Origin of the sequence: Amycolatopsis sp. cg9, assembly GCF_041346945.1 — a bacterium.
GTDB lineage: Bacteria > Actinomycetota > Actinomycetes > Mycobacteriales > Pseudonocardiaceae > Amycolatopsis.
In genome coordinates this window covers 5,834,848-5,851,841 of the sequence record NZ_CP166850.1, presented here as the reverse complement: position 1 = coordinate 5,851,841, position 16,994 = coordinate 5,834,848, and the positions used below count along the sequence as shown (strand labels likewise).

16 protein-coding genes are annotated in these 16,994 nt (G+C 74.5%); 6 read left to right on the top strand and 10 right to left on the bottom strand.

From position 1 onward, the window contains the following. Positions 1 to 108: 108 nt before the first annotated feature. Both AB5J73_RS27915 and AB5J73_RS27910 read right to left on the bottom strand, forming a co-directional pair. Positions 109 to 273, bottom strand: a complete 165-nt coding sequence (locus AB5J73_RS27915) for a hypothetical protein (protein ID WP_370961631.1) — start codon at positions 271 to 273, stop codon at positions 109 to 111. Between the two features lie 208 nt (positions 274 to 481). After that, positions 482 to 2,206, bottom strand: coding sequence for a GAF domain-containing protein (locus AB5J73_RS27910; RefSeq protein WP_370961630.1), 1,725 nt, complete (start codon positions 2,204 to 2,206; stop codon positions 482 to 484). 117 nt (positions 2,207 to 2,323) lie between these two features. Here AB5J73_RS27910 and AB5J73_RS27905 point away from each other — a divergent pair, with 117 nt between their 5' ends. Then, positions 2,324 to 3,301 carry a hypothetical protein gene (locus tag AB5J73_RS27905; protein ID WP_370961629.1) on the top strand — a complete coding sequence of 326 codons (978 nt, stop codon included), beginning with the start codon at positions 2,324 to 2,326 and terminating at the stop codon, positions 3,299 to 3,301. Between the two features lie 6 nt (positions 3,302 to 3,307). Here the strand turns inward: AB5J73_RS27905 and AB5J73_RS27900 are convergent, their stop codons facing one another. Then, complete coding sequence (locus tag AB5J73_RS27900; RefSeq protein WP_370961628.1) at positions 3,308 to 3,946, bottom strand: response regulator; 639 nt, start codon at positions 3,944 to 3,946, stop codon at positions 3,308 to 3,310. A 165-nt stretch (positions 3,947 to 4,111) separates the two neighbouring features. On the opposite strand from AB5J73_RS27900, the gene AB5J73_RS27895 reads away from it, so the two are divergent. From AB5J73_RS27895 to AB5J73_RS27880, 4 genes are all read left to right on the top strand, one after another. Next, the gene (locus tag AB5J73_RS27895) at positions 4,112 to 5,512 is read left to right on the top strand and encodes a cytochrome ubiquinol oxidase subunit I (protein ID WP_370961627.1); all 1,401 of its coding nucleotides are present in this window, start codon (positions 4,112 to 4,114) and stop codon (positions 5,510 to 5,512) included. A 16-nt stretch (positions 5,513 to 5,528) separates the two neighbouring features. After that, on the top strand, positions 5,529 to 6,548 hold the full coding sequence (cydB, locus tag AB5J73_RS27890) for a cytochrome d ubiquinol oxidase subunit II (protein WP_370961626.1): 1,020 nt from the start codon (positions 5,529 to 5,531) through the stop codon (positions 6,546 to 6,548). After that, complete coding sequence (cydD, locus tag AB5J73_RS27885; protein ID WP_370961625.1) at positions 6,545 to 9,913, top strand: thiol reductant ABC exporter subunit CydD; 3,369 nt, start codon at positions 6,545 to 6,547, stop codon at positions 9,911 to 9,913. Before cydB ends, cydD begins: the two co-directional genes overlap by 4 nt. Positions 9,914 to 9,988: 75 nt before the next feature. Next, positions 9,989 to 10,459 (top strand): GyrI-like domain-containing protein, encoded by a 471-nt coding sequence (locus AB5J73_RS27880; RefSeq protein ID WP_370961624.1) that lies wholly within the window; start codon positions 9,989 to 9,991, stop codon positions 10,457 to 10,459. Between the two features lie 10 nt (positions 10,460 to 10,469). Here the strand turns inward: AB5J73_RS27880 and AB5J73_RS27875 are convergent, their stop codons facing one another. Next, positions 10,470 to 11,024: a TetR/AcrR family transcriptional regulator gene (locus AB5J73_RS27875; RefSeq protein WP_370961623.1), complete on the bottom strand. Its 555-nt coding sequence runs from the start codon at positions 11,022 to 11,024 to the stop codon at positions 10,470 to 10,472. Between the two features lie 64 nt (positions 11,025 to 11,088). On the opposite strand from AB5J73_RS27875, the gene AB5J73_RS27870 reads away from it, so the two are divergent. Then, a complete protein-coding gene (locus AB5J73_RS27870) occupies positions 11,089 to 12,060 on the top strand; it encodes an SDR family NAD(P)-dependent oxidoreductase (RefSeq protein ID WP_370961622.1) in 972 nt (323 codons plus the stop codon). A 32-nt stretch (positions 12,061 to 12,092) separates the two neighbouring features. Here AB5J73_RS27870 and AB5J73_RS27865 read toward each other — a convergent pair whose 3' ends face one another. The 6 genes from AB5J73_RS27865 to AB5J73_RS27840 all read right to left on the bottom strand — a co-directional run bounded on the left by AB5J73_RS27865 (position 12,093) and on the right by AB5J73_RS27840 (position 16,980). Continuing rightward, complete coding sequence (locus AB5J73_RS27865; protein WP_370961621.1) at positions 12,093 to 12,986, bottom strand: universal stress protein; 894 nt, start codon at positions 12,984 to 12,986, stop codon at positions 12,093 to 12,095. Beyond that, complete coding sequence (locus AB5J73_RS27860) at positions 12,983 to 13,591, bottom strand: HPP family protein (RefSeq protein WP_370961620.1); 609 nt, start codon at positions 13,589 to 13,591, stop codon at positions 12,983 to 12,985. The genes AB5J73_RS27865 and AB5J73_RS27860 overlap by 4 nt, the downstream gene beginning before the upstream one ends. 16 nt (positions 13,592 to 13,607) lie before the next feature. Continuing rightward, entirely contained in the window at positions 13,608 to 14,192 is a 585-nt protein-coding gene (locus AB5J73_RS27855) for an HPP family protein (protein WP_370961619.1), read from the bottom strand. 41 nt (positions 14,193 to 14,233) lie between these two features. Next, on the bottom strand, positions 14,234 to 14,869 hold the full coding sequence (locus tag AB5J73_RS27850; RefSeq protein ID WP_370961618.1) for a CBS domain-containing protein: 636 nt from the start codon (positions 14,867 to 14,869) through the stop codon (positions 14,234 to 14,236). Positions 14,870 to 14,881: 12 nt separating this feature from the next. Next, positions 14,882 to 15,763 (bottom strand): universal stress protein, encoded by an 882-nt coding sequence (locus AB5J73_RS27845; RefSeq protein WP_370961617.1) that lies wholly within the window; start codon positions 15,761 to 15,763, stop codon positions 14,882 to 14,884. A 215-nt stretch (positions 15,764 to 15,978) separates the two neighbouring features. After that, on the bottom strand, positions 15,979 to 16,980 hold the full coding sequence (locus AB5J73_RS27840; protein ID WP_370973362.1) for a zinc-binding alcohol dehydrogenase family protein: 1,002 nt from the start codon (positions 16,978 to 16,980) through the stop codon (positions 15,979 to 15,981). Positions 16,981 to 16,994 lie beyond the last annotated feature (14 nt).

Here is a 16,994-nt window from a genome sequence, read left to right as displayed (position 1 = left end):
TCACCGAAGCCGGCGGGCGGTGTCCGGCCGCGCGGGCGAGGTGAAGCGGGCCGGCGCGCCGAGGGGGGAGGGAGCGCACCGGCCCGCGTGACAGACGCTAGCCGACCGTCACGATTTTCGCCGATCGGACGCCCGGCGAGTCCGGATCCGGCCGGGGGCGACGACCGGCGCGACCGGCTTCGTGGCCGGGTCGTCGCCGCGGACCCGGGCACCAGCCGGCTCGATCAGCACGACCGACGGCCGCACGAGCCCGCCGCACAGCAGTCGCGACACCGCACGAGCACGGCCCGCACCACGGGGTCGCGCGGCTCGCGGTGCGTTCGACGTCGGCCGGACGACACCCCTCGGCCGCCCGGCCCAGCGTCCGCGGTGCGCCGCCGGTACCCCGCGGCTCAGCGCGTCACGCAGCTCGCGGCGCGCTCGACGTCGGCCGGACGACACCCCTCGGCCGCCCGGCCCAGCGTCCGCGGTACCCCGCGGCTCAGCCGACCGGGGCCGCCCACTCCACCTGCAGGCCCCCGTCCGGGCCGTCGGTCAGCGCGAACGTGCCGCCCACGGCTTCCGCGCGGTCGCGCAGGTTGCCCAGCCCGCTCGGCGAGATGCCCTCCGCCAGCCCCTTGCCGTCGTCGGCCACGACGACGCGGATCGTCTCCCCCCGCACCGTGACCGAGACCGAGAGCGTGGCGGCGTCCGCGTGCCGGACCGCGTTGCTCACCGCCTCGCGCACCACCGCCTCGACGTGCTCGGCCAGCTGCGCCGGCACCGTGTCGACCGGGCCGGTCATGCTGACCGTCGGCTGGAGCGGCGCGTCGTCGGTGAGCTCGGCGACCGCGTCGTGCAGCCGGTGCCGCAGCCGCAGGCCCGTCTCCCCCGCCGCGCCGCCGTGCAGGTCGAAGATCGCCGTCCGGATCTCCTGGACGATCTCGTGCATCTGCTCGATGCTGTCGCCGAGCCGTTTCTGCAGCTCCGGCGACTTCGTCCGCCGCTGGGTGCTCTGCATCGACAAGCCCACCGCGAACAGCCGCTGGATGACGTGGTCGTGCAGGTCCCGGGCGATCCGGTCGCGGTCGCCGAGCACGTCCAGCTCCCGCGCGGCCCGCTGCTGCGCCGCCAGCTGCAGCGCCAGCGCCGCCTGGTCGGCGAACGACGCCACCACCGGCAGCTGCGCCGTCTCGAACGCGCCCGCGCCCGCTTCCCTGGCCGCGACGAGCACGCCCGTCGTCCGGTCGCCCGCCCGCAGCGGAACCACCAGCGCGGGCCCGAACCGGTGCTCGCGCAAGACGATCTCGGGCACGCTGCGCGGCGTCCGGTCCCGGTACACCGCACCCGGGATGCTGTCCACGAGGGTGATCCGCGTTCCCGACAGCTCCGCCGCCCGGGTCCCCGCGCACACCGTGACCGTCAGGTCGTCGACCTCGTCGCCCCAGTCCTCGTCCACGTCGAGCCGCCCGGAGTTGGGCAGCGCGAGCAGCGCGACGTCCGAGCCGGTCAGCTCCAGGACGCGGGTCGCGATCACGTTCAGCGCCTCGGCCGGGTCGGTGCCGCCGAGCAGCTCGGTGGTGACCTCGCTGGTCGCGGCCAGCCACTGCTGCCGCACCCGCGCCTGCTCGTAGAGGTGCGCGTTCTCGATCGCGATGCCGGCCGCCGCGGCGAGCGCCTGCACGACGACCTCGTCGTCGTCGGTGAACGGCTCGCCGTCCTTCTTCTCGGCGAGGTAGAGCCGCCCGAACACCTCGTCGCGCACCCGCACCGGCACGCCGAGGAAGGTGTGCATCGGCGGGTGGTGCGCCGGGAACCCGACCGACGCCGGGTGCCCGGAGATCTCCGCCAGCCGCAGGGGTTTCGCTTCTTCGATGACCACGCCGAGGACGCCGTGGCCGGCCGGGAGGTCGCCGATCAGCCGTCGCGTCTCGTCGTCGATCCCGAGGTAGACGAACTCGGACAGCGAACCGTCGTCGGCGAGGACGCCCAGCGCGCCGTACTTCGCCTCGCCCAGCTCGATCGCGGCCTGCACGATCCGCCGCAGCGTGGTGTCCAGCTCCAGGCCCGACGCGACCGCGAGGACGGCGTCGAGCAGGCCGTCCATCTTGTCGCGGGTGCCGATCAGCAGCTCGATCCGGTCCTGCAGGTCGCGCAGCACCTCGCGCAGCCGCAGCCCGGACAGCGTGCCGGCCAGCCGCCGCGGCTCCTGCCCGGCTTCGCTCACCAAGTCCTCCGCATCATCGGTGACTTTGTCCCCTTTCCGCGACGCCGCGGCGCGAGAGATCGTCGAAGGACGCTTCCGGATCGACAGTGTGCCGGTCCCCGGCACCGAGGGGAAACCATGACCCTACCCATCACCTCGATCGGCCTGCTGGACTCCGATCAGGTGAAGTCCGTCATCGGCGCCGCGGTGCTCGCCCCGTCGACGCACAACACGCAGCCGTGGCGGTTCCGCTGCACCCGCGCGGGCATCGAGCTGCACGCCGATCCGGACCGCGCCCTGCCGGTGGCGGACGCGGACCAGCGGGAGCTGCTGCTCTCCTGCGGTGCGGCGCTGTTCAACTTGCGCACGGCCATCCACGCACTGGGCGCGCACCCGGCGACGACCCTGTTCCCCCGGCGCGACGACCCGACGTTGCTGGCCGTGGTCCGGCCGCTGGGAGCCCGCCGGCCCGACCCGCGCCTGATCCAGCTCGCCGACGCGATCCCGCGCCGGCACACGAACCGGACGCCGTTCGCCCCGGGCCGGGTCCCCGCTTCCGTGGTCGCCGACCTGCGGCACGCCGCGGAAGTGGAACAGGCCTGGCTCCCCCGCCTGAGCGCGCACCAGCTCGAGGGGCTGCGGGAACTGGTGCACCGGGGACACCGGCTCCAGGTGTCCGATCCCGCCTTCCTCGCCGAGTGGCGCCACTGGACCGGGCGCGGCCCGGACAGCCGGGACGGCGTCCCCGCCTACGCGGCCGGCGGGACGCCCTCGAACAACGGGGGCTGGGTGCTCCGGGACTTCGGCTCGGGCCCGCGCGGCCTGCCCGACGACTCCGAACCCCTCGTCGTGGTCATCGGCTCCTTCGACGACACCCGGGCCGAGCGGCTTCGCGCCGGGCAGGCCATGCAACGGGTGCTGCTGACGGCGACGGCGGCCGGGCTCGACGCGTCGTTCATCTCCCAGCCGGTCGAGGTCCCGGCGGTGCGCGCCGAACTCCGCCAGCTGCTCGGCGGCGGGTTGTGGCCGCAGATCGTGCTGCGCCTCGGCCGGGGCGAACCGGTTCCGTGGACCCCGCGGCGGCCGCTGGCCGACGTGCTGGTGGGCGCCTGGTGAGCCCCGTCAGTCGGCCTGGTTGCGCAGCTCGGTGGCCAGCACGGCCGCCTGGGTGCGGCGTTCCATCCCCAGCTTGGTCAGCAACCGTGACACGTAGTTCTTGACCGTCTTCTCGGCCAGGAACATCCGCTCGGAGATCTGCCGGTTGGTCAGCCCCTCGCCGATCAGCTCCAGCAGCTTCTTCTCCTGGTCCGAAAGGTCGGCCAGCGGGCCCTTCTTGGCCTGGCTGTCGCGCAGCTTCGCCATGAGCGCCGCCGCCGCGTGGGTGTCGAGCAGGGACTTGCCCGCGCCGACGTCCTTCACCGCCGAGACCAGGTCCATGCCCTTGATGTCCTTGATGACGAACCCGCTCGCGCCCGCCATCACCGCGTCGAGCATCGCCTGCTCGTCGGTGTAGCTGGTGAGCATCAGGCACTTCAGCTCCGGCAGCTTGGAGCGCAGCTCGCGGGCCAGCTCGATGCCGTTGCCGTCCGGGAGGCGCACGTCCAGCACCGCGACGTCGGGGTTCAGCGCCGGGATCCGCGCGAGGGCCTGCGACACGCTGCCGGCTTGCCCGATCACCGTGAGGCCTTCGTCCTCGTCCAGCAGATCGGCCACACCACGGCGCACGACCTCGTGGTCGTCGACGAGAAACACGCGGAGCATGCCGGCCTCCTGAAATCGGGTGGACGGAGATCAGCGTACGACCACAAGGCCTCCGGCGGGAGGGACCCGGGACCGTCGCGGAAGTGACCAAGGACCCTCTCGCCGCACGGCCTCCCGGCCCGAAGCTCGGCGGGGTAACCAGCATCCGCGCGAGCAGGAGAACCGATGAGCGCCCTGGAACTCGCCCGATGGCAGTTCGGGATCACCACCGTCTACCACTTCCTCTTCGTCCCCTTGACGATCGGGCTGTCGTTCCTGGTCGCCGGGATGCAGACGGCCTGGGTGCGCACGGGGAACGACAAGTACCGCCGGATGACGAAGTTCTGGGGGAAGCTGTTCCTCATCAACTTCGCCATGGGCGTGGCCACCGGCATCGTGCAGGAGTTCCAGTTCGGGATGAACTGGTCGGACTACAGCACGTTCGTCGGCGACATCTTCGGCGCTCCGCTGGCGATCGAAGGGCTGCTCGCGTTCTTCCTCGAGTCGACGTTCCTCGGCCTGTGGATCTTCGGCTGGGACAAGCTGCCGAAGAAGCTGCACCTGGCCACCATCTGGCTCGCGTCGATCGGCACCGTGCTCTCGGCGTACTTCATCCTCGCCGCCAACTCCTGGATGCAGCACCCGGTCGGCTACGCGGTCAACCCCGCGACCGGCCGCGCCGAGCTGAAGGACTTCGGCGCCGTGCTCACCAACTCGACCGCCGTCGGCGCCTTCGCGCACACCATCACCGCGTGCTTCCTCACCGGCGGCATGTTCGTCGTCGGGATCAGCGCCTGGCAGCTGCGCAAGGGCCGCGACGCCGGCGTGTTCCGCCCGTCGATGAAGTTCGCACTGGTCACCGTGCTGATCGCGAGCCTCGGCGTCATCGTCACCGGTGACCTGCAGGCGCGCCTGATGACCCAGCAGCAGCCGATGAAGATGGCCGCCGCCGAAGCGCTCTACGACACCGTCGCGCCCGCGTCGTTCTCGCTGTTCACCATCGGCTCGCTCGACGGCTCGCAGGAGAAGTTCAGCGTCCGCGTGCCCGGTGTCCTGTCCTTCATGGCCACCGGCCGCTTCGACGGGCAGGTCGAGGGCATCAACGACCTCCAGGCCGCGGAGCAGCGGCAGTACGGGCCCGGCGAGTACCGGCCCGACATCCCGGTCGCCTACTGGACGTTCCGCCTGATGATCGGCTTCGGCTTCCTCTGCGCACTGATCTCCCTGGCCGGCCTCTGGCTGTTCCGGCGCGGCCGCACCCCGCGCGCCCGCTGGTTCTTCCCCGTCGCGACCGCCGGGCTCGCCCTGCCGTTCCTGGCCAACAGCGTCGGCTGGATCTTCACCGAGATGGGCCGCCAGCCGTGGTCGGTGTTCGGGGTGCTGAAGACCGCCGATTCGGTGTCGCCCACCGTCGCCGCGGGCAGCGTGCTGACCTCGCTGATCGTGTTCACCGTCCTCTACGGCGTGCTCGCGGTCGTCGACGGCGTCCTGATGGTCCGCTACGCCAAGGCCGGGCCACCGCCACCCGAGGCGCCGCGCGAAGACACCGATTCCGACGAGCCGCGCCCCGCGGCCTTCGCCTACTGACGCCGGAGAACCCGCCATGGCCCTCACCGACATCTGGTTCCTGCTCATCGCGGTCCTCTGGACCGGCTACTTCGTCCTCGAAGGCTTCGACTTCGGCGTCGGCACGCTCCTGCGCGTCCTCGGCCGCGACGACACCGACCGCAGGGTCCTGATCAACACGATCGGCCCGGTCTGGGACGGCAACGAGGTGTGGCTGCTCGTCGCCGGCGGCGCCACCTTCGCCGCGTTCCCGCTCTGGTACTCGAGCCTGTTCTCCGGCTTCTACCTCGCGCTGCTGCTGGTGCTCGTCGCGCTGATCCTGCGCGGCGTCGCGTTCGAGTTCCGGGGCAAGATCGACAGCCCGCGCTGGCGGAACACCTGGGACTGGGTCATCGTGTTCGGCTCCGCGACGCCGGCACTGCTGTGGGGCGTGGCGTTCGGCAACATCGTCCACGGGGTCCCGCTCGACGCCCGGCACCACTTCACCGGCTCGTTCTTCACCTTGCTGAACCCGTACGGGCTGCTCGGCGGCCTCGCCACGCTCACGCTGTTCACCTTCCACGGCGCGGTCTTCCTCACGCTGAAGACGACCGGTGCCGTGCGCGACCGCGCCCGGACGCTGAGCCGCGCGCTCGGCGGCGCCGCGATCGTGGCCGGGGGCGGGTTCCTCGCCTACACCGCGATCGAGCACGGCGGCTGGGCGTGGCTGACGTCGCTGATCGCCGCGGCGCTGCTGATCGCGGCGGTGCTGTTCGCCGCCGGCGACCGCGACGGGTACGCCTTCGCGAGCACGGCCGGCGCGATCATCGCGGTCACCTTCACGCTGTTCTGGTCGCTCTACCCGGACGTGCTGCCCTCGACGACCGACCCCGCGTTCGGCCTGACCACGACGAACGCCGCCTCGACGCCGTACACGCTGCGGATCATGACCTGGGTGGCGGTGGCGTTCACCCCGATCGTGCTGGCCTACCAGGCCTGGACGTACTGGGTGTTCCGCAAGCGGATCGGCCGGTCCTCGATCCCGGCCGGCGGCGGCCTGCCGGCGGGCCGCCGGTGAAGCCGCTCGACCCGCGGCTGCTGCGCCACGCGAGCGCGGTCCGGCCGTTCGTCCTCGCCTGCGCCGCGCTGGGCGTGCTCACCGCGATGCTGGTGCTCGCCCAGGCGGAGCTGCTGGCCGGGACGATCACCTGGGCGTTCCTCGGCGGCGCCGCGCTGCGGCACCTCCTGGTCCCGCTCGGGATGCTCCTGCTGGTGGTGCTCGCCCGGGCGGGCCTCGCGTGGCTGTCGGAGACGACCGCCCACCGCGCGGCCGCCCGGGCGCTGTCCCAGCTCCGGGAGACCGTGATCGCGGCCGCGCTGCGCATCGGGCCCCGGCAGGCCGGCCGCTCCCCCGCCGAAGTCGCGTCGCTGGCCACGCACGGCGTCGACCGGCTGGAGGGCTACTTCGCGCGCTACCTGCCCCAGCTGCTGATCGCCTCGGTCGTGCCGCTGGTGGTGGGGGTGCGGATCCTGGCCGCCGACTGGGTCGCCGCGGTGGTCGTGGGCCTCACCGTGCCGCTGATCCCGCTCTTCATGATCCTCATCGGGCGCTACACCGAGCGTGACGTCCGGCGGCAGTGGCGGACGCTCTCGGTGCTGGGCAACCACTTCCTCGACCTCGTCGCCGGGCTGGCCGAGCTCACGGCGTTCGGCAGGGCGCGGGCGCAGATCCGGTCGCTGCGGGAGATCACCGGGAAGTACCGCACCGCCACGATGCGGACCCTGCGCGTCGCGTTCCTGTCCGCGCTCGCCCTCGAACTCCTGGCCACGCTGTCGGTCGCGCTCGTGGCCGTGTCGATCGGGCTGCGGCTGCTGGCCGGGGAACTGGACCTGCGGACCGCGCTCCTCGTGCTGATCCTCGCACCGGAGGTGTACCTGCCGCTGCGCGCGGTCGGCGCGCGGTTCCACGACAGCGCCGAAGGCCTGGCCGCGGCCGAAGAGATCGTCGCCCTCGCCGGCACGCCCTCCGGCGACCACGGCACCGGTGTCGTGCCCGACCTGGCGCGCGCGGCCCTGCGCTGCGAAGACGTCACGGTCGAAGGCCGGTCCGGGCCGATCCTCGACGGCTTCAGCGTGCGGCTGCCCCCCGGCGAGATCGTCGGCGTCACCGGGCCGAGCGGGGCGGGCAAGTCGACGCTGCTCGACCTGCTGCTCGGCTGGCGCCGGCCCGGCTCCGGCCGGATCCTCGTCGGCGACGTCGACCTCGCGACCATCGGCCGCACCACCTGGCACCGGCACCTCGCCTGGGTGCCGCAGCAGCCGCACCTGGTCGCGGGCACGGTGGCCGACAACATCCGGCTGGGCCGCCCCGACGCCACCGACGCCGCCGTGGCGGCCGCCGCCGGCACCGCGGCGCTCGACGTCCCGCTGTCCACCGTGGTCGGCGAGCTGGGCGCCGGGCTCTCGACCGGGCAACGCCGGCGCGTCGCGCTGGCCCGCGCGGTGCTGCTCGACCGGCCGCTGATCCTGCTCGACGAACCCACCGAGGGCGTCGACGCCGAGACCGAGGCCGCCATCCTGGCTCGCCTGCCCGAGGTGCTCGCCGGGCGGACCGCCGTCATCGTCAGCCACCACCCCGCGGTGCTGGCCCGCTGCGACCGCGTCGTCTCCCTCGGCGGCCCGGTGCCGGCCCTCGCGGCCGTCCCGTCCCCCCGTCCCCGGCCGGCGGTCCTCGCCGGGCCACCGGCCGCCCCGCCGGCCACCGCGGGCCGGGCCGGCCCGAAGTGGCGGCCGTTGTCCGAGGCGATCCGGCCCCATCGGGTGCGCCTGGCCCTGGCGTGCCTCGCCGCGACCGCCGCGCTGGGCTGCGGTGTCGCGCTCACCGCGACGTCGTCGTGGCTGATCGCGAGCGCGGCCCTGCACCCGCCGGTGCTGAGCCTGCTGGTGGCGATCGTCGCGGTGCGGACGTTCGGCCTGGCGAAGGGGATCTTCCGCTACGTCGAGCGGTTGCTGTCCCACGACGTCGCGCTGCGCGCCTTGGCGGAGCTGCGGGTGCGGGTGTGGGCGCAGCTGGTCCGGATCGGCCCGGCGGGCACCGCCCGCCTGCGCCGGGGCGACCTGCTGCACCGACTGGTGTCCGATGTGGACAGTCAGCAGGACGTCCTCGTGCGCGGCCTGGTGCCGGGCGTGTCGACGTTCGCCGTCCTCACGGCAACGGCGGTCACCCTCGGCGTCCTGCTGCCCGGCGCGGGTGTCGCGGCGGCGCTGGGCCTGGCCACCGCGGGTGTCCTCGCCCCGGTCGTCGCGGCGCTCGCGACCCGGCGGGCGCACCGCGAAACCGGCCGCCTGCGTGCGGAGCTCACGGCGGGCACGGTGGAGCTGCTGCAGGCGTCGGCCGAGCTGATCGTCCACGACGCGGCGACCCGCCGGCACTCGCGGCTGCGAGAGCTCGACCTGGCCGTGACGGCACTCCAGCGCCGGTCCGCCGCCTGGCGCGGGCTCGGCGGCGGGATCGCGACCCTGGGCGTCGGGCTGACGTCGGTGGCGTGCCTGGTGCTGGGGATCGCCGCCCTGCGCGCGGGGACGCTCCCCGGCCCCGCGCTCGCCGTGCTGGCGCTGACGCCGCTGGCGACGGCCGAGCTGGTGGCCGGCCTGCCGGAGGCGGCGCAGCGGCTGCTCGGGGCCGCCGGTTCCGCGCGCCGGCTCGCCGAGCTCGACGCCCTTCCCGCACCCCACACGCCGGCCACCGCCGCCGCACCGGCCGCGGCCGGGCTGGCGGCCGAGCACCTGTCGGTGCGCTGGCCGGCGGCCGGGGCCGACGCGGTCCGGGACGTGGACCTCCGCCTCGGCCACGGCCGCCGGCTCGCCCTGACCGGGCGCTCGGGCGGGGGCAAGAGCACGGTGCTCGCGGCGCTGATGCGCTACCTGGACCCGTCGGCGGGCCGGGTCCTGCTCGACGGCACCGACACGCTCGGCTACGCCGGGGACTCCGTCCGGGCGCAGCTCGCCTGGTGCGGTCCCGAGACGCACCTGTTCGACAGCACGCTGCGCGAAAACCTCCGCCTGGCCAGGCCTTCCGCGCCCGACTCCGACCTGCGGGCCGCCCTGGACCTGGCGCAGCTGACGCCGTGGCTCTCCCGGCTGCCGGACGGCCTGGACACGGCGCTGGGCACCCACGGCACCCCGGTCTCCGGCGGCGAACGCCAGCGCATCGGCGTGGCCAGGGCGCTGCTGTCGGACCGCCCGATCCTCCTGCTCGACGAGCCGACGGCCCACCTGGACGCGCCCACCGCGGCCGCCTTGGCCGCCGACGTGCTCTCGGCGACCGCGGGCCGGTCGGCGCTGATCGTCACCCACCGGCCCGCGGAGTTCCCCTCGCTCCCGGCGGTGTGCCTGGACCGCACCGATCGGGAGCGAGCACCCCGCGAGCCCGCCCCGCGGTGAAGCGGGACCATGGACCCGCCGGGTGGGGACGGACGACTCTGGGGCCGCGGGCGCGGCCGCCGGGAAGCTACCGGGATGCAGACGTACGAAGTCCGGGTCCGGAACCGGAACGAGCAGCCGACCGCGGTGGCCGTGGCGACCCTCGACGTCGCGGAGATCGGGCCCTGGCTCGGCCGGCAGTACCGCGCCGTCGCCGAAGCCCTGGCCGCCCGCGGCTCGGCGCCGGCCGGGCCGCCGTTCGCCCGCTACCACCACGAGTCCGAGGGCCGGTTCCGCGTCGAAGCGGGCTTCCCGGTCGCCGCCGCCATCGAGCCCGCCGGCGGGGTCCGCCCGTCGAGGCTGCCCGGCGGGCCGGTCGTGGAGACGGTCCACGCCGGGCCGTACGACCGGATGGAACCGGCGTACGGCGCGCTCGCGTGCTGGGTGCACGAACACGACGGCGAACTCGCCGGCGCGGCGTGGGAGGTCTACCTGACGTCCCCCGAAGCGCAGCCGGACCCCGGCGGCTGGCGGACCGAGGTCGTCCAGCCGTACCGGATCCACTGACCCCGGCCCGTCAAGCGACCAGGAGACCCACCGCGGTGGCGAAGCGCGCGACGTACGCCTCGCGGGTGTCCACCTGGTGCTTGAGCCCGGCCGAAACGCTGATCAGGGTCTGCGCGACCGCGCTCGCGGACGCATTGCCCAGCGCCGCGGCGACCGCGTCGGTGACGAGTTCTTCGAAGCGCTCCGGGGCGGTCCGGACGATCGCGCCGAGCAGCTCCGGGTTCTGCTCGATGACGCCGGGGACGTCCCGGCCCAGCGGGCCGGCGTAGCGGCCGGCCCACTGGTCGAACGCGTCCACCAGACGTTCGCGCACCGGCCTGCCGGTGTCGGCGAGGAGCCGTTCGGCGGCGGCGAGGTCGTGCTCCAGCGCGCGCGTGACCGCGGCCCGGAACAGCGCCTCCTTGGAGTCGAACAGGAAGTACAGGCCCGGCCGGGAAATGCGGGCCGCGCGCGCCACCTCCGCCATGGAGGTCTTCCGGTAGCCGTGGCGCGCGAAGGTGAGCAGCGCCGATTCGAGCACCGCCGCCCGGCGGCCGGCCTCGGTGGCGTTCGGTGTTCCGGCCATGGGACCGACCGTACGCGGACGCGACGCACTAAACAACTTCTGTTCAGTCTGTATAGTCGACGGGGTGACCACGCGACCGCTCATCACCACCCCGTTCTCCGCCGCTTCGACCGCGGACGACGTGCTGGCCGGCGTCGACCTCGCCGGCGTGCGGGCGATCGTGACCGGCGCGTCCTCCGGTCTCGGCGCCGAAACCGCCCGCGCGCTGGCCGCCGCCGGTGCCGAGGTGACCCTCGCGGTCCGGAACACCGCCGCGGGCGATGCCGTCGCCGCCGCGATCGCGCAGGCCGGCGCCGCGCACCGCCCCCGCGTCTCGCCGCTCGACCTCGCCGACCCGGCGGCCGTCCGGCGGTTCACCGGGAGCTGGGCCGGTCCGCTGCACCTGCTCGTCAACAACGCCGGGCTCGTCACCGGCGGGCCGGCCCACACCCCGCGGGGGTGGGAGCTGCAGTTCGCGACGAACCACCTCGGCCACTTCGCACTGGCCACCGGGCTGCACGCCGCGCTCGCCCGTGGCGGAGCCGAGCGGGGCGAAGCCCGGATCGTCTCGGTCAGCTCCACCGCGCACATGCGCGCCGGCGTCGACTTCGACGACCTGCACTTCGCGCGCCGGGCCTACGACCCCCAGATCGCGTACGCGCAGTCGAAGACGGCGAACGCGCTGTTCGCGGTCGGCGCGACCCGCCGCTGGGCGGCCGACGGCGTCTTCGCCAACGCGGTGAACCCCGGCGGCGTCGCGACCGGGCTGCAGCGGAACTTCACCCAGGCGCAGAAGGATTCCCTCGCCGCGGCCGAAGCCGCCGGCGTCTTCACCTACAAGACCGTCGGGCAGGGCGCGGCGACGAGCGTCGCCGCCGCCGTCGCACCGCAGTTCGCCCGGACCGGCGGCCACTACCTCGACGACTGCCAAGAGGCCCGCACGGTGCCCGACGACGCCGAACTCGCCGACCACCCGCACGGCGTGAAGCGGTGGGCGCTCGACCCCGCCGCGGCCGAGCGCCTCTGGGCCGTCTCGGCCGCGTTGACGCACGGCTGAGGGGCGTCGCCCGGCGCGGGTCCGGCGGGCGGTCACCCCTTCCGCTGCGGGCGGACGACGAGCACCGGGCACCGGGCGTGCTGGACCAGGGCCTGGCTGGTCGACCCCAGCACCATCCCGGTGAAGCCGCCGCGGCCGCGGCTGCCGACGACGACCAGCTGGGCTTCCGCGGAGACGTCGAGCAGCGCGTGCCGCGGCCGGTCGCGCACGAGCACCCGGCGGATCCCGACGTCCGGGTACTTCTCCGGCCGGCCCGCGAGCCGCTGGGTCAGCAGCCGGTCTTCGGCCGCTTCGCCGGCCTCCGGCCGGGTCGGGCCGCGGGGGTCCTCCGCGGTGGTGTCGGTCCAGGCGTGCACCGCGACCAGCGGGACACCCCGCAGCGAGGCTTCCTCGAACGCGACGGCGATGGCCGGTTCGCTGTTCGGGCTGCCGTCGATGCCGACCGCGACCGGGCCCGCTTCCGGGACGGCCGTGGCCCCGTGCCTGCCCCGCACGACCGCGACCGGGCAGTGCGCGTGCGCGGCCACCGAAGCCGCGGTCCCGCCGACCAGCATCCCGGTGAACCCGCCGGCCCCGGTGTGGGCGACGACGAGCAGCCGGGCGTGCCGGGACTCGTCGATCAGCGCCGGCACCGGCGGGTCGTTGTGCACCTGGCTCGTGATGGTCAGGTCCCGGTCCACGGCCGCGGCGAGCGCCCGGGCATCGGCGACGGCGCGTTCGCCGTCGGCGCGGATCGCGTCGAACAGCGTCTCGGCACCGGCGCCGGACAGGCCGCCGCCGTAGTAGCGGCCGGCCACCCGCAGGCCGTGCGCGATCTTCAGCTCCAGGTGCCGCAGGGACGCGATCCTGGCGGCCCAGGCGACGGCGGCCCTCGCCCCGGCCGAGCCGTCCACGCCCGCGGTGATCCGCGGGTCGATGGCGGTCATCGGGCCGGCTCCTCACCCGCGTAGGCGGTGTCGGCGGCGACGACCCCCGGCACGGCGAGCGCCAGCAGCCGGGCGACGTGCCGGTCGGAGTCGTCGTCGAACCGGTCGGTGATGTGCACGCGGCCTTCGCGGACTTCGACCGCCCAGCGGCCGCCGCCCCCGTAGATCTCCAAGCGGTGCTTGACGTCCCGGGCGATCTCGGCGTCGTCACGGGCGAGCACGCGCACGACGTCGCCGCGGGTGACGATGCCGACGACGGCCGCGCCGTCGACGATCGGCATCGCCCGGATCCGGGCGTCCACCAATGCCTGGCACAGGTCGGCGACGTCGGTCCCGGTGCTCATGGCGGTGACGGGGGTGGTCATCAGGTCACCGGCCGTCCGGCCGGCGGCGGTTCCCCGGATTTCGCGCGCGGAGCGGGGATCGGCCGGGACGCGGCCGCGGATCAGGTCGGCCTCGGTGACGATGCCGACCAGCCGGTCGTCGTCGTCCACGACGGGAAGGGCGGTGAAGCCGTGCGTCGACAGCAGTCCGGCCGCTTCCTTGGCGGACGTCCACGGGTGCACGGTGAGCACCGGCGAGGTCATCAGGTCGCGTGCGCGCATCGGGGTCTTCCTTTCTTCACGTCCGCAGCGGGGCTTTCTCCCCCAGCTCGACGCCGACGACGCCGTAGACCGTCCTCGCCAGCGCCGCGACGACCCGGCGCTCGGCCTCGTCGGTGAACGCGCCCCGGATCGTCACCATCCCGCCGGTGACGGAGACCGCCCACCGGCCGCGGTGTCCCGTGTAGTCCGTGAGCAGCGCGTTGAGGTGCGAGGCGACCGAGTCGTCCTGGCGCACCAGCGGGCTCAGCATGTCGCGCCGGCTGACGATGCCGACGAGCACGCCGTCGTCGACCACCGGGATGCTGCGCAACCGGTCGCCCAGCATGCGCCGGGCGATCTCGGTGACGTCGGTGTCGAGCCCGACCGTCTCGGCGGGTGCCGTCATCGTCGCCGCCACCAGCGCGTCGGGGTCCGGCCCGTTCCCCGCGACACCGCTGCGGAGCGCGTCGGCCTCGGTGAACACGCCGAGCACCGCGTCGTCGTCACCCACCACCGGCAAGGCGGCGACGCAGTGCTCGGTCAGCAGCACGATCGCTTCGCGGACCGGTGTCGCCGGGCCGACCCGGACCACGGGCCTCGTCATGATGTCTCGTGCCTTCACTTCGGTTCCTTCCGGTGCGGGCGGCCCGCACGCGAAGCGGCTCAAGCCACGTCGTTCCACACGTAGTCCAGGCGGTTGCGCACCTCGACCACCCCGGACAGCTCCTCGATCAGCCGCGTCACCGGGTCGATGTCGCTGCGCCGCTCCACGCGGCCGACGACCGTCACGATCCCCGCCCGCACCGCCACCCGCACGCGGTCCGGCCCGAGGTTCAGCCGCTCGCGCAGGACGCGGTCGCGGACTTCCCGCTCGAGGTCCGCGTCGCCGCGCGTGAAGACCCGGACGAGGTCGCGGCGGGACAGCACGCCCGCCGGTTTCCCGTTGCGCAGCACGAAGAGCCGCCGCACGCCCGTGCGCGCGAACGTCGCCGCCGCCACCGATAGGGACTCCTCCGCGTCGATCACGACGACGGGGCTGGTCATCAGGTCCTCGGCCGTGCACGCCGTCGCCTTGCGGGCCAGGCGCCGGCGCCGGCGCGGCTTCGGGGCCTCCCACAAGTGCGGCAGGAGATCGGCTTCCGAGACGACGCCGACGAGCGCGCCGGTCTTGTCGACGACGCCGACGGCGCTGATCCCGTTGCCGGTGAGCAGCTCGGCGATGTCCTTGAACGACGTCCGCGTGGTGACGGTGATCGGGTCGGCGGTCATCACCGCGGACACCGTCGTGGTGGTGGTCATGGTGGTACTCCTTCAGGCTTTGTCGGTGCGGACGACCATCACCGGGCAGGCCGCGTGGTGCAGCAGCGCCTGGCTCGTCGAGCCGAGGACGAGCCCGGTGAAGCCGCCGCGGCCGCGGCTGCCGACGACGACCAGCTGGGCACCGCGGCTCGCCGAAAGCAGGCGGGACCGCGGCTTGTCGTGCTCGACCCGGCGTTCGACGGAGACTTCCGGGTACTTTTCCGACCAGCCGGCGAGCCGCTGCGCGAGCAGCCGACGGCCGGAGTCCTGCAGGGATTCCCCTTGGAACGCGACGTTGCCGTCGCTGAACAGGCCGGCGGTGTCGCCGTCGTGCCAGGTGTAGAGCGCGACGAGCGGGGCGTTGCGGAGCGAGGCCTCTTCGAAGGCCCACGCGATCGCGGCTTCGCTGAGCGGGCTGCCGTCGGCGCCGACGACCACCGGGCCGTCCACGCTCTCGTCCCCGCGCACGACGACCACCGGGCAGTGCGCCTTCGCGGCCAGGTCGACGTCGGGTGAACCGCTGAACAGGCCCGCGATCGGGCCGACGGGCTCACCGGTGACGAGGATCCGGGCCCGCTCCGACACCTCCAGCAGCGCCGGAACCGGACCGCGGTCACTGGCCCCGGTCTCGATCGCCAGCCCGGGGACGGCGGCTTCGAGGGACGCCCGCGTCCGCCGCAGCAGCTGGTCGGCTTCGGCTTCCTTGACCGCCAGCCAGTCCGACGGCGGGTAGACCTTGCCGCCGAACGCCGCGTCCTCGTAGCCGTACGCGGTGAAGACGAGCAGCGAAGCGTGCCGGCGGGCCGCTTCCCCGGCTGCCCACAGCGCGGCCGCGGCGGCGGTCTCGGAACCGTCGACGGCCACCACGATCGGGGCGTTTCCGGTAGCGCTCATGACTTGTCCCTCCGGGGGTTCCAGTTCGTGAACCCGACGGTAGGTCGCGCCCGAAGGCGGCCGCTGCGGTCGTTCGTCCCCGCGCCAGGTGACCTTCGGCCGCTCCTGACGAGCCCGCGCCGGCGGGATCCTGGCCCGGAGGAGGTTCCCGCGATGCCAGCGAAACGCCATGCCACCGGGCCGGGGCGGCCGTGACCGTCCGGCTGGTGCCCGGGTCAGCCGGCCCGCAGCACCGCCGCGCCGGTGACCCGGCCCGCGGCGAGGTCCGTCAGCGCCCGATCCGCTTCGGCCAGTGCGTAAGGCACCGTGCTCACGCTCAGGTGGTGCGCCCCGGCGAAGCGGAGGAACTCGCGGGCGCCGGCCCGCGTGTTCGCCGTGACACTGCGCACCTGACGCTCCTGGAACAGGTGCTGCTGGTAGTCCAGCGGCGGCACGCCGGACAGGTGGATACCCGCGATCGCCAGGGTGCCGCCGCGGTCGAGGGCGGCCAGCGCCGGCGGGACCAGCTCACCGGCCGGGGCGAACAGGATCGCCGAGTCCAGGGGCTCCGGCGGCGGGTCGGCGGCGTCGCCGGCTGACGCCGCTCCCAGCGCCAGGGCGAGTTCTCGCGCTTCGGCGCCCCGCGTCATGACGTGGACCGTGACGCCGCGGGCGATCGCCACCTGGGCGGTCAGGTGCGCGCTGCCGCCGAAGCCGTAGATGCCCAGCCGGCCCCGGTCCGGGACCTCGGCGCGGGCCAGCGCGTGGTACCCGATGAGCCCGGCGCACAGCAGCGGCGCCAGCTCGTCGTCGGCGTAGCCACCCGGCAGCGGCAGGGCGTAGGCCGCCGGCACGACCGCGAACTCCGCGTACCCGCCGTCGGCGTCCCAGCCCGTGTAGCGCGAGCCCGGGCAGAGGTTTTCCCGTCCCCGCGCGCAAAACCGGCAGGTGCCGCAGGTTTCCCGCAGCCACGCGATCCCCACCCGGTCACCCACGGCGAACCCGGTCACCGCCGCCCCGAGCCCGGCGACCTCGCCGACGACCTCGTGGCCCGGCGTCACCCCCGGCCGGTGCACCGGCAGATCGCCTTCCGAGACGTGCAGGTCCGTCCGGCACACCCCGCACACGAGGACCCGCACCAGCAGCTCCCCGGACGCGGGCCGCGGCACCGGCACCCGCGACCGCTCCAGCGGCCCCGAAGCCATCGGCCCGGGCCGGGTGACCCGCCAGGCGGTCATCGTCGTCGGCAGGT